This is a genomic window from Nocardioides sp. (assembly GCF_050699375.1).
GTDB lineage: Bacteria > Actinomycetota > Actinomycetes > Propionibacteriales > Nocardioidaceae > Nocardioides.
The window spans coordinates 33,711-45,706 of the sequence record NZ_JBOHDN010000231.1 but is presented as its reverse complement, the minus strand read 5'-3'; the positions used below and the strand labels follow the sequence as shown (position 1 = coordinate 45,706).

Genomic DNA, 11,996 nt, shown 5'->3' with positions numbered 1-11,996 from the left:
GGTCACGTCTGCAGGCCGAGAGGTCACGGTGATGCCCACTCGGCCTGCAGAAGTGACTTCTCGGCCTGCAGAGCTGACGCCTCGCCGTGGGGGACTCGCCGGTCGAGATCCGGAGACACGGAGCGATACCGGGGGAGGATTGGCGGGCCATGAGACTGCCTACTCGTCAGATTCCATCCGTACTTCCAGGCATCCGCGGCACGCTCCGCACGGGGCGGCCGACCAGGGCGCTGATCCCGAGGCTCAAAGAGGGAGATATCGCGGTCATCGACCATGTCGACCTGGACCGGGGCGCCGCGCTGGCGATCGCGGCCAGGGGCGTGATCGCCGTGGTCAACGCCCAGCCTATGGTCTCGGGCCGCTATCCCAACCGGGGCCCGCAGACGCTGGCCGACGCCGGCATCGAGCTGATCGACAAGGTCGGCGAGGCGGGTCTGGAGAAGCTGGTCGACGGGCGCAAGGCGCGGATCCTCGACGGCGACATCTTCGACGGTGAGCAGCTCCTGACCTCCGGCCGCGCGCTCGACCAGGAGTCGCTCGAGGCCGACCTCGAGAACGCCAAGCGCGGCCTGAGCTCCCACCTGGAGCTGTTCACCCACAACAGCAGCGAGCTGCTGCGGCGGGAGGAGGAGGTGCTGCTGCACGCCAACGGCGTGCCGCCGCTCGATACCCCGCTGGCCGGCCGACCCGTCGTGGTGATCGCCGAGCATCCCGACCTCGACAGGCTCCTGGGCGACCTGGAGGGCTTCCTGCACGAGCAGCGCCCCGCGATCATCGCGGTAGGCGGCGCGGCGAAGCGGCTGACCAAGAAGCAGGTACGCAGCGCCGTGCTCGTCCTCGGCGCCGATACCGACACCTACCCCGAGCCGAAGGTGCTCACCGGCGCGGCCGAGGTCGTGCTCGCGCCCGGCGGCGCGGCGAGCGAGAGCGCCGCCGAGGCCCTCGACCGCGTCGGCGTCGAGCCGAAGCGCTTCGAGTCCTCGCTGGCTCCCGAGGACGCCGCCCTCCTGGTGGCCTTCGCCCAGCATCCCTCGCTCATCGTCGGCGCCGGACTGAGCACCACGCTGACCGACTTCCTCGAGGACCAGCGCCCAGGCCTGGCCGGGACCTACCTGACCCGGCTCGCCCTCGGCCCGACCCTGATCGACGCCTCCGCCGTGCCTGCGGTGCGCCGCAAGAGCGCCGGCACGAGCAGACTCCTCGTCCCCGCCCTGGCGGCGGCAGCCGCGCTCCTGGTCGGCATCCCCGCCGGGATCTGGGCCGCCGACCACGACCTCACCACGGTCGGCGACGGATCCTCGGCCGCAGGAAAGAGCGAGACGACCGAGGAGGAGCCCGATCCACAACCCGACGCCGAGGCACGGTTCGTCGCCGACACCGGCGACGCGCTCCTCGCGGGAAAGCTCACCGGCAAGCGGGTTGCGCTCCTCGCCCTTCCCGGAGCGGACCAGAAGGCCGTCGACGCGCTCGCCGGCAACATCGAGGCAGCCGGCGGCGAGACCACGGGGCTGCTGGACGTACGACCGAATCTGATGGACCCGGACCGGAAGCAGTATGTCGACACACTGGCCACCCAGCTGGCCAAACAGCTCGGCCGCGCGGACACCGAGCAGGCGACCTACCAGCGGATGGGGCAGGTGATCGGGGAGACCTACGCCGGCAAGGAGCCGGCCGACACGTTCGACCAGCCAGCCAAGACCGCCGCTGTGGCGTTGCTCACCGGCGACCTCGTGAAGGCCAAGGGGAGGCCGACCGGTCCGGCCGACCTCGTCCTGGTCGTGCTCGGCACGGACCACGCCGACACCACGGCGGTCGAAGGTCTCACCGAGGGCCTCGGCGCGACCACAAAAGGCCTGCTCGTGGCGGCGAAGAGCGACTCGGAGGACCTCCGGACGCTCCGTGAGAACGACTGGCCGGGCTGGTTCGCCTCGGTCGACGGCATCGAGACCGGAACCGGCCAGGTCGCCGCGCCGCTCGCGCTGGCGCGCCAGACGAGCCAACAAGGTGGCAACTTCGGTGCGTCAGGTTTCGGCGGCCTGCTCAACGATTGATAGGATCGAGGCCCATGAAGTCGGCGAGCTTGACCAAGCACATTTTTGTCACCGGGGGCGTCGCCTCCTCCTTGGGAAAGGGTCTGACGGCATCGTCCCTCGGCCGCCTTCTCCGCTCGCGTGGTCTGAGCGTGACCATGCAGAAGCTCGACCCGTATCTCAACGTGGACCCCGGCACCATGAACCCGTTCCAGCACGGTGAGGTCTTCGTGACCAACGACGGTGCCGAGACCGATCTCGACATCGGCCACTACGAACGGTTCCTCGACACCAACCTCGTCGGCCATGCCAACGTGACCACCGGGCAGGTCTACTCCAACGTGATCGCCAAGGAGCGCCGCGGCGACTACCTCGGCGAGACCGTCCAGGTCATCCCGCACATCACCGACGAGATCTCCGAGCGCGTCCTGGCCATGCACGGCCCCGAGGTCGACGTGGTGATCACCGAGATCGGCGGCACCGTCGGCGACATCGAGTCGCAGCCGTTCCTCGAGGCCGCCCGTCAGGTGCGTCAGCGTCAGGGCCGCGACAACGTCTTCTTCGTGCACGTCTCCCTGGTGCCCTACATCGGCCCGTCCAAGGAGCTCAAGACCAAGCCGACCCAGCACTCGGTGATGGCGCTGCGTCAGATCGGCATCCAGCCCGACGCGATCGTGTGCCGCGCCGACCGCGAGCTCCCCGAGGGCATCAAGCGCAAGATCGCGCTCATGTGCGACGTCGACGAGGACGCCGTCGTGACCGCCGCCGATGCTCCGAGCATCTACGACATCCCCAAGGTGCTGCACCGCGAGGGCCTGGACGCCTACGTCGTACGCAAGCTCGACCTGCCCTTCCGCGACGTCGACTGGACGCTGTGGGACGACCTGCTCCGCCGGGTGCACCACCCCAAGGAAGAGCTCACGATCGGCCTGGTCGGGAAGTACATCGACCTTCCCGACGCCTACCTGAGCGTCGGCGAGGCGCTGCGTGCCGGCGGGTTCGCCAACGAGACCAAGGTCCACATCCGCTGGATCGCCTCCGACGAGTGCGAGACCCCCGAGGGCGCCGCCAAGAATCTCCACGACCTCGACGCCGTCTGCGTCCCCGGCGGCTTCGGCATCCGTGGCCTGGAGGGCAAGCTCGGCGCGCTGACCTACACCCGCACCCACCAGATCCCCACCCTCGGCCTGTGCCTGGGCCTGCAGTGCATGGTCATCGAGTACGCCCGCAACGTGCTCGGCCTGGAGAAGGCCGACTCCACCGAGTTCGACGCCGAGACCCCCGAGCCCGTCATCGCGACGATGGAGGAGCAGAAGGCGTACGTCGAGGGCGCCGGTGACCTCGGTGGCACCATGCGCCTGGGGCTCTACCCGGCCGAGCTGAAGAAGGGCTCGATCGCGGCCGAGGTCTACGGCGAGTCCTCCATCGAGGAGCGCCACCGCCACCGCTACGAGGTCAACAACTCCTACCGGGACCAGCTGGAGGACGCCGGCCTGGTCTTCGCGGGCCTCTCGCCGGACAACCAGCTCGTCGAGTTCGTCGAGCTGCCCCGGGACGTACATCCCTACTACGTCTCCACCCAGGCCCACCCCGAGCTCCGCTCGCGCCCGACCCGCCCGCACCCGCTCTTCGTCGGGCTGGTGAAGGCGGCCCTCGACCGGCAGAAGGAGCAGCGGTTCCCGATCGACGAGTCCACGCTGCGCCGCGAGGTCACCGAGGTCGACGAGGTCGAGCTGCCGGTCGAGGCCTGACCGGGCTCGATCACCTGGCCCGGGCGGCGAGCTGGCGGGTGTGGGTGTCGAGTCGGGCGATCACGGCCTGGCGTACGAACGGCACCAGCGTCCCGCCGTCGAGCGCCTCCTGGACGGCAGCGACGACGTCATCGCCCGCCGTGGCCGGGTAGAACCGCATCTGCAGACCGTAGTTGAGCAGCCCACCGCCCCGGATGGCTTCGACGGACTCCAGGTAGCGCGACGCGTACGGCGCGAGCACCTCGTCCTGGCCCGGACGCCAGAAGGCGTTGGGCAGCCGGTAGCCCGCCTCGCTGTGCGGCAGCCGCCGCTCGACCATGGCCAGGTTCCACGCCTCCTCCTTGGCCGCGGGGTCGGGGCCGGCGGAGCGCGCCAGGAGCGCCCAGACCCAGGCCTCCGGGTCGGGGTCACGAGCGGTCAGAGCCTCGGCTGCGGCGGCATCGTACGCCCCCAGCTCGGAGCGCCGGGCCAGCAGGAACCAGCCCAGAACGATGTCGTCGGCCGCGGCCTCCTCAACCAGCGCGAACTGGTCCTCGGTCGTGGCGTGACGAGCGAGCACGCGCAGCGCCTCGGTGCGGTTGTCCGGGTCGTTGGTGAAGCCGACCGCGGCGGCCGCGACCGCCGACCGCATCAGCTCGACCGTCTCGGGTGCGGTCCAGCGCTCGGCCGCCCTCTCGGCCAGGGCCAGGAAGGGGGCGACGACCAGGGGGCTGCGTTCGCGGACGAGGATCTGCAGCACGTGGCCGATCAGGTCCGGGCCGCCGATCTCACCGCGCAGCAGCGACAGCCAGGCGTTGTCGACCGAGACCGCCCGGGCCGTGGTGGTCGGCAGCAGCCCGGAGTGGTCGCGAAGCCATGCCTCGCTGGCCTCGTCCGACCGGGTCGCCGCGTACGTCACGTCGGTGGCGTTGACCAGATGGGCGGCGGCGTCCGGGAGCGAGACCTCGGCCGTGCCACCCTCGATCGTGACCGGGGTCGAGGCGAGCAGGGAGCCGTCGGCGGCGTACGAGGCGATCTCGAGGTGGTGGGGACGGACCGTGCCGTCGGGGCTGGTGACAGTGATGGTCCCCTCGGAGAGGGCGATCAGATCGGTGCCCTCGTGGTCGAGCCACGCGGTGGTCCACCCCGACAGGTCCTTGCCGGCAGCCCGCCCGAACGCGTCCATCAGATCGGAGAGCGTGGTGTTGCCGTAGGCGTGCTCGGCGAAGTAGGCCTGCAGGCCGGCAAGATAGGAGTCCTCGCCGATATAGGCGCACAGCTGCTGCAGCACGCTCTGGCCCTTGGCGTAGGTGATCGCGTCGAAGTTGGCCATCGCGACCTCGACGCTGGGCACCACGCCACGGATCGGATGGGTGGCCGGGGAGATGTCGGTGTCGTACGCCGCGATCTTCTCGGTCACCGCGATGCCGGCCCAGGCCGCGGAGTACTCCTCCAGCGCGGCGCTCGCCCACACCGCCGCCCAGGAGGCGAACGCCTCGTTGAGCCACAGGTCGTCCCACCAACGCATCGTGACCAGGTCACCGAACCACATGTGCGCCATCTCGTGCAGCAGCACGTTTGCCCGCTCGGAGCGCTCCGGGAGCGTCGGGTCGGTACGGAAGAGGAAGGCGTCGGAGTGGGTGATGGCGCCCCAGTTCTCCATCGCCCCGCCCATGTCCGGAACGAAGATCTGGTCGTAGCGCCGCTGCGGGAACGGCAGCCCGAACCGAGTACCGAACCAGGCCAGCCCGTGCTCGGTCACCCGCAGGATGTCGGGGGTGTCGCGCTCGAGCTGCTTGCTCAGCGACTGGCGGGCGTAGAGGCCCAGGTCATAGCCGCCACGCTCGGCGCGGACCTCGACGAACGGCCCGGCGTTGACCACCACGACGTACGTCGAGAGCGGGGGAGTGTCCTCGAAGACCCAGGTCCTGGCGCCGTCCGTCGGCTGGGCGAGGTGTGGGGAGGTCTTCGCGGGCGCGGAGTTGGACAGCACCGTCCACGTCGGCGGTGCGGTCACGGCGAACGCGTGCACCGCCTTGAGGTCGGGCTGGTCGAAGCACGCCCACAGCCGTCGGGCGTCATCGGGCTCGAAGGAGGTCCATACGTAGACGTTGCCGTCGGTGGGGTCGACGGTGCGCAGGATGCCCTCGGAGGAGGCGGTGTTGGACTGCGAGGCGGCCACGACCAGGGTGTTCGTCTCGGCGAGGCCCTCCAACGGGATCCGTCCGGCCTCGATCGTGGCCAGGTCCAGCGTCGCGCCGTTGAGCGTGGCGGCCGAGACGTCTGCGACGCAGTCGACGAACGTGCTCGCGCCGGGGGTGGCGGAGAAGGTGATCGTGGAGACGCTGGTGACGGTCTCGCCCTCCAGCAAACCGGTCATGTCGAGCTCGATGTCGTAGCGGTCGACGGTGAGCGTGGCGGCCCGTGCGGCCGCCTCGTCCCTGGTGAGTGAGGCGGGGGCGGCAGCGGGGATCTCTGGCATGCGCCGAGGGTAGCCTCGGGCCATGGCATCGGACGCACGATTTTCTGAGTCGGGACCGGATCTTGATGGGCACGGTTCTGATGGGCACGGCTCTGGTGGGCATGGCTCTGGTGGGCACGGCCCGTTGGTCGAGTGGGACACCGCCGAGAGCTGGCCGATCGTCTCGAGCGAGGACCTCCACCGTGACGCCTGGGTGGTCGCGCTGCGCGCCGACCGGATCAACCGTCCCGGCCACGAGGACGAGGAGCCGTTCCGGCGCCTCGTCGTGGAGCACCCCGGCGCGGCGGTGGTGCTGGCGCTGGACGAGGAAGAGCGGGCCCTGGTCATCACGCAGTACCGGCACCCGGCCAAGCGGCGCTTCGTCGAGCTCCCGGCCGGCCTGATCGACTATCCCGGTGAGGACCCGCTCGACGTGGCCGTGCGTGAGCTCCGTGAGGAGGTCGCGCACGAGGCCTCGGACTGGATGCCGCTGCTCTCGACGTACACGTCTCCGGGACTGAGCGAGGAGATCCATCACTTCTTCCTGGCCCGCGGGCTCACCGCGAGCGACCGGGACGGCTTCGAGCTCGAGCACGAGGAGGCCGAGATGAGCATCCACTGGGTGCCGTTCGAGGAGCTCCTGGAGGCTGTGCTGAGCGGCCGGGCCACCGACTCGCCGGTGGTGCAGGCGGTATTGGCGTACGCGGCCCTCAAGTCCCGTGGCAGAGTCTGATCAGGGCCCCACGGATCACCACATTCAGGGAAGACGAAACCTTCAGAGAAGACCCAAGCATTCAGGGAAGACGAACGGTCAGGGGAGAGCAATGAGAGTCGGCGTACCCAAGGAAGTCAAGAACCACGAGTACCGGGTGGCGATCACCCCCTCGGGTGTCCACGAGCTGGTGGCCAACGGCCACGAGGTCTTTGTCGAGGCCGGAGCGGGCCTCGGCTCCTCGGTCGCAGACGGTGAGTACGCCGCGGTCGGCGCCAAGATCCTCGGCGACGCCGACGAGACCTGGGGCAATGCCGACATGGTGCTCAAGGTCAAGGAGCCGGTCGCGGAGGAGTACCACCGACTCCGCGAGGGCCTGACGCTGTTCACCTACCTCCACCTGGCCGCCGACAAGCCGCTGACGCAGGAGCTGTTGGCCAAGAAGGTCACCGCGATCGCGTACGAGACCGTCGAGCTGCCCAACCGGGCCCTGCCGCTGCTCTACCCGATGTCGGAGGTCGCCGGCTGCCTGGCGCCGCAGGTCGGGGCCTACAACCTGCTCAAGGCACAGGGCGGCCGTGGCACGCTGATGGGTGGTGTCGGGGGTGTGGCCAACGCCAAGGTCGTCATCATCGGTGCCGGCGTCTCCGGGCAGAACGCCGCCAACATCGCGTTGGGGATGGGGGCCGACGTCACCCTGCTCGACACCGACCTGGAGAAGCTGCGGATGTCGTTCTGGCGCTACTCCAACCAGGTGCACGGCCTGGCGTCCAACAAGCTCGCGCTCGAGGAGCAGGTCCTCGCGGCCGATCTCGTCATCGGTGCCGTCCTGATCCCCGGCGCGGCCGCGCCCAAGCTGGTCACCAACGACCTCGTCTCGCGGATGAAGCCCGGCTCGGTGCTCGTCGACATCGCCATCGACCAGGGCGGCTGCTTCGAGGACTCCCACGCCACCACCCACGCCGAGCCGACCTACCAGGTCCACAACTCGACCTTCTACTGCGTGGCCAACATGCCCGGCGCCGTACCCAACACCTCGACCTACGCCCTGACTAACGCGACCATGCCCTACGCCGTCGCCCTGGCCAACAGAGGCTGGAAGCAGGCACTCCGCGACGACCCAGCACTCGCCAAGGGCCTCAACACCCACGCCGGCGAGCTCACCAACGCCCCCGTAGCCCAAGCCGTAGACCTCGACTCCGTCGCCCTAGAGACCGCCCTGGCCTCCTGACGCCGACCCGGCGCAACTGTCCCAGAAATTCAGGCCGACCCGGCGCAACTGTCCCAGAAAATCAGCTCGAGTCGGCGCAACTGCCCCAACCCTCGCTGGGGTTTGGGGCAGACGCGCCGACTCGACCGCTATTTCTGGGACAGTTGCGCCGACTCGATGCCGATTTCTGGGGCAGACGGGCCGACTCGGCACGGGATTTTGGGGCAGTTGCGCCGGCTCGGGGGTGCGGCGTGGGACAGATGCGCCGATTCGGTGGGGCTGGTTGGATGGATGCGTGACAGCGGTGGAGCATGCGATGCGTACGTATCTCGACCACCTCTCCGTCGAGCGGGGGCTCGCGGCCAACACGTTGTCGTCCTATCGGCGGGACCTGAGGAGGTACGCCGAGTTCCTCGCCCAGCAGAGCGTCGACGACCTCACCGGCGTCTCGGAGGCGACGGTGTCGGGATTCCTGGTGCACCTGCGCGAGGGCAGCGAGGGGCACCCGGCGCTGAGCGCGACCTCGGCGGCTCGGACGGTCGTCGCGGTGCGCGGTTTCCACAAGTTCGCGGTGGCCGACGGGATGGTCGAGGCCAACCCGGCGGGCCACGTGAAGCCTCCACGTGCGGAGAAGCGGCTCCCGAAGGCGCTCCCGCTCGCCGACGTCGAGGCGATCCTGGAGGCCGCCGGAGCGCCCGGCACCACGCTCGCACTGCGAGACCGCGCCCTCCTCGAGGTGCTCTACGGCACGGGTGCGCGCATCTCCGAGGCCGTCGGCCTCGACGTCGACGACCTCGACCGCGTCGACAACGTCGCGCTCCTGAGGGGCAAGGGCGGCAAGGAGCGGATCGTCCCGGTCGGCTCCTACGCGCTCGAGGCCGTCGAGGCCTATCTGACCCGCGCCCGACCCGAGCTCGCCGCCGCCGGGTCGAGCTCGACCGGAGGAGCGCTCTTCCTCAACGCCCGCGGCGGACGGCTCTCCCGCCAGTCGGCGTGGACGGTCCTGACCAAGGCGGCCGACCGGGCCGGCGTACGCAAGGACGTCTCGCCCCACACGTTGCGCCACTCCTTCGCCACCCATCTGCTCGACGGGGGTGCGGACGTACGTGTGGTGCAGGAGCTGCTGGGCCATGCGTCGGTGACCACGACGCAGATCTACACTCTTGTCACCGTGGACAATCTCCGAGAGGTCTTCGCGACCGCGCACCCGAGGGCCCTGTGACAGAAACCGTTACGTCGACCGACTGGATCCCCAAGGTCGGAGCGAGCCCCGACGACGTCTACGAGGCGGTCGTCGGCTGGGCCGAGGAAAGTGGCCGCAGCCTCTATCCCCACCAGGACGAGGCGATCATGTCCATCCTGGCCGGCGACAACGTCATCCTGGCCACGCCGACCGGCTCGGGAAAGTCGCTGGTCGCGGCCGCCGCCCACGCCGCGGCGCTGGCCGAGGACAAGGTCTCCTTCTACACCGCGCCGATCAAGGCCCTGGTCAGCGAGAAGTTCTTCGACCTCGTCGAGACCTTCGGCGCCGAGAACGTCGGCATGCTCACCGGCGACGCCAGCGTCAACGCCGACGCGCCGATCGTCTGCTGCACCGCCGAGGTGCTCGCCAACCTCGCCCTGCGCGAGGGCAGCCATGCCGACGTCGGCCTGGTGATCATGGACGAGTTCCACTACTACGGTGAGCCCGACCGCGGCTGGGCGTGGCAGGTGCCGCTGCTCGAGCTGCCGCAGGCACAGTTCCTGCTGCTCTCCGCGACGCTCGGCGAGACCACCGAGCTCGGCAAGGACATGACCAGGCGAAACGGCCGCGACACGGTCCTCGTCGACCAGGCGGAACGACCCGTTCCGCTCAGCTTCGACTGGCGGCTGACGCCCCTCCAGGAGACTGTCGAGGAGCTCGTCACCACCGGTCAGGCGCCCGTCTACGTCGTCCATTTCACCCAGAAGGACGCCGTCGCCCACGGCACCTCGCTGCTCAACGCCGGCTGGCTGAAACAGACCAAGGACGAGTCGGCCGCGATCGCCAAGCGCCTCGAGCCCGTACGCTTCGCCGCCGGTTTCGGCAAGACCCTTGCCAAGCTGCTCCGCAAGGGGATCGGCGTCCACCACGCCGGCATGCTCCCCAGATACAGAAGGCTGGTCGAGCAGCTCGCCCAGGCCGGCCTGCTCAAGGTCATCGCCGGCACCGACACCCTCGGCGTCGGCATCAACGTCCCGATCCGCACGGTGCTCTTCACCGGCCTGGCGAAGTTCGACGGCCGACGCCAGCGCATCCTGCGGACCAGGGAGTTCCTGCAGATCGCCGGAAGAGCCGGACGGGCCGGCTTCGACACCCAGGGGTACGTCGTCGTCCAGGCCCCCGAGCACATCATCGAGAACGAGAAGGCCAAGACCAAGGCCGAGGAGCGCCGCAAGGCCGGCAAGAAGAACTCCAAGGCCCAGCTCAAGAAGCCGCCCGAAGGCACGGTGGTCTGGACCGAGGCGACCTTCACCAAGCTCGTCGACGGCGCCCCCGAGCCGTTGCAGAGCAAGATGAAGGTCGACAACTCGATGATCCTCAACGTCGTCGCCCGCGACGAGGATGCCTTCGACGTGATGCGCCGGATCACGATGGACAACCACGAGGAGCGACGTACGCAGCTCAAGCTCGCCCGGCGAGCGCTGCGCCTGACCCGCTCCCTGGTACACAGCGGCGTCCTGACCAGGCTCGCCGAGCCCGACACGTACGGCCGCCGCTACGTCCTCACCGAGGACCTGCCCGCCGACTTCGCCCTCAACCAGCCCTTGGCGCATTTCGCCCTGGCCGCGCTGGACACGCTCGACCCGGAGTCCGCCGAGCACACCCTCGAGATCGTCTCGGTGATCGAGGCCGTCCTGGAGCCGCCGCGCCAGATCCTCTTTGCCCAGCAGCACGAGGCTCGCGGCAAGGCGGTGGAGGAGATGAAGGCCGACGGGATCGAGTACGACGAGCGGATGGCGCTCCTGGACCAGATCACCTGGCCCAAGCCGATGGCCGAGCGCCTCGAGGCGCTCTTCGAGGTCTATCGCGGCACGCATCCGTGGCTGCCGGAGGACGCGCTCGACCCGAAGTCGATCCTGCGCGAGATGTATGAGCAGGGGATGACCTTCACCGACGTCGTGGGTCGTTACCAGCTGGCCCGCTCGGAGGGCCTGGTGCTTCGCTACCTGACCGACGCCTACCGGACCTTCCGGCACACGGTCCCCGAGACCTACAAGACGCCCGAGATCGAGGACCTGATCGAATGGCTGGGGGAGAGCATCCGGCAGACCGACTCCTCGCTGCTCGACGAGTGGGAGGCGCTCTCCGACCCCGAGCACATCCCCTCCGCGGTCGCTCACCACGAGGCTCCGCCGCCTCCACGCTCGCTGTCCCAGCAGGCCCGCGCCTTCGAGGTCATGGTCCGCAACGCGATGTGGGCCCGCGTCGACGCGGTCTCGCGTGACGACCTCGACGCGCTGATGCGTCTCGAGCGTGCCGCGGCCGACCGCTTCGAGACTGCTCGCGAGGTCGTGATGACCAGGTCGCGCTGGGACGACGCCCTGGAGGCCTACTTCGGCGAGCACGACGACGTCGGCATCTCCGCCGACTCGCGCTCGCCCAAGCTGCTGACCTGGACGGCGGAGGCCGGGGCGCCGGCGGGCGTCGATGAGGATGACGAGACGTACGACTCCACCCGCATCTGGCGGATCACCCAGACCATCGACGATCCCGCGGGAGACCACGACTGGGTCATCGAGGCCATCGCCGACCTGGACGCCAGCGACGAGGCCGGCGAGCTGGTCCTGGCGACGGTGGCCATGCGGCGGCTGTGAGGTCCGTCCGATAGCG

7 protein-coding genes are annotated in these 11,996 nt (G+C 69.5%); 6 read left to right on the top strand and 1 reads right to left on the bottom strand.

Features of this window, described 5'->3' with window-relative positions:
- Positions 1-149 precede the first annotated feature (149 nt).
- Together steA and ACRDPS_RS17200 are read left to right on the top strand one after the other, a co-directional pair.
- Positions 150-2,051: a putative cytokinetic ring protein SteA gene (gene steA, locus ACRDPS_RS17205; RefSeq protein WP_431502882.1), complete on the top strand. Its 1,902-nt coding sequence runs from the start codon at positions 150-152 to the stop codon at positions 2,049-2,051.
- Positions 2,052-2,065: 14 nt separating this feature from the next.
- Positions 2,066-3,781: a CTP synthase gene (locus tag ACRDPS_RS17200; protein ID WP_431502881.1), complete on the top strand. Its 1,716-nt coding sequence runs from the start codon at positions 2,066-2,068 to the stop codon at positions 3,779-3,781.
- Positions 3,782-3,791: 10 nt separating this feature from the next.
- Here the strand turns inward: ACRDPS_RS17200 and pepN are convergent, their stop codons facing one another.
- Positions 3,792-6,242, bottom strand: a complete 2,451-nt coding sequence (gene pepN / locus ACRDPS_RS17195) for an aminopeptidase N (protein ID WP_431502880.1) — start codon at positions 6,240-6,242, stop codon at positions 3,792-3,794.
- A gap of 124 nt (positions 6,243-6,366) precedes the next feature.
- Between pepN and ACRDPS_RS17190 the strand changes: the two genes are divergently transcribed.
- The 4 genes from ACRDPS_RS17190 to ACRDPS_RS17175 all read left to right on the top strand — a co-directional run bounded on the left by ACRDPS_RS17190 (position 6,367) and on the right by ACRDPS_RS17175 (position 11,980).
- Entirely contained in the window at positions 6,367-6,954 is a 588-nt protein-coding gene (locus ACRDPS_RS17190; protein WP_431502879.1) for an NUDIX domain-containing protein, read from the top strand.
- Positions 6,955-7,045: 91 nt separating this feature from the next.
- The gene (gene ald, locus ACRDPS_RS17185) at positions 7,046-8,164 is read left to right on the top strand and encodes an alanine dehydrogenase (protein ID WP_431502878.1); all 1,119 of its coding nucleotides are present in this window, start codon (positions 7,046-7,048) and stop codon (positions 8,162-8,164) included.
- A 295-nt stretch (positions 8,165-8,459) separates the two neighbouring features.
- Positions 8,460-9,365: a site-specific tyrosine recombinase XerD gene (gene xerD / locus ACRDPS_RS17180; protein WP_431502877.1), complete on the top strand. Its 906-nt coding sequence runs from the start codon at positions 8,460-8,462 to the stop codon at positions 9,363-9,365.
- Complete coding sequence (locus tag ACRDPS_RS17175) at positions 9,362-11,980, top strand: DEAD/DEAH box helicase (RefSeq protein WP_431502876.1); 2,619 nt, start codon at positions 9,362-9,364, stop codon at positions 11,978-11,980. The genes xerD and ACRDPS_RS17175 overlap by 4 nt, the downstream gene beginning before the upstream one ends.
- Positions 11,981-11,996 lie beyond the last annotated feature (16 nt).

Excerpts from the sequence above, each read along its gene's own strand:
- pepN (WP_431502880.1), bottom strand. The coding sequence starts at position 6,242 with ATGCCAGAGATCCCCGCTGCCGCCCCCGCCTCACTCACCAGGGACGAG.
- xerD (WP_431502877.1), top strand. The coding sequence starts at position 8,460 with ATGCGTACGTATCTCGACCACCTCTCCGTCGAGCGGGGGCTCGCGGCC.
- steA (WP_431502882.1), top strand. The coding sequence starts at position 150 with ATGAGACTGCCTACTCGTCAGATTCCATCCGTACTTCCAGGCATCCGC.
- ald (WP_431502878.1), top strand. The coding sequence starts at position 7,046 with ATGAGAGTCGGCGTACCCAAGGAAGTCAAGAACCACGAGTACCGGGTG.
- ACRDPS_RS17200 (WP_431502881.1), top strand. The coding sequence starts at position 2,066 with ATGAAGTCGGCGAGCTTGACCAAGCACATTTTTGTCACCGGGGGCGTC.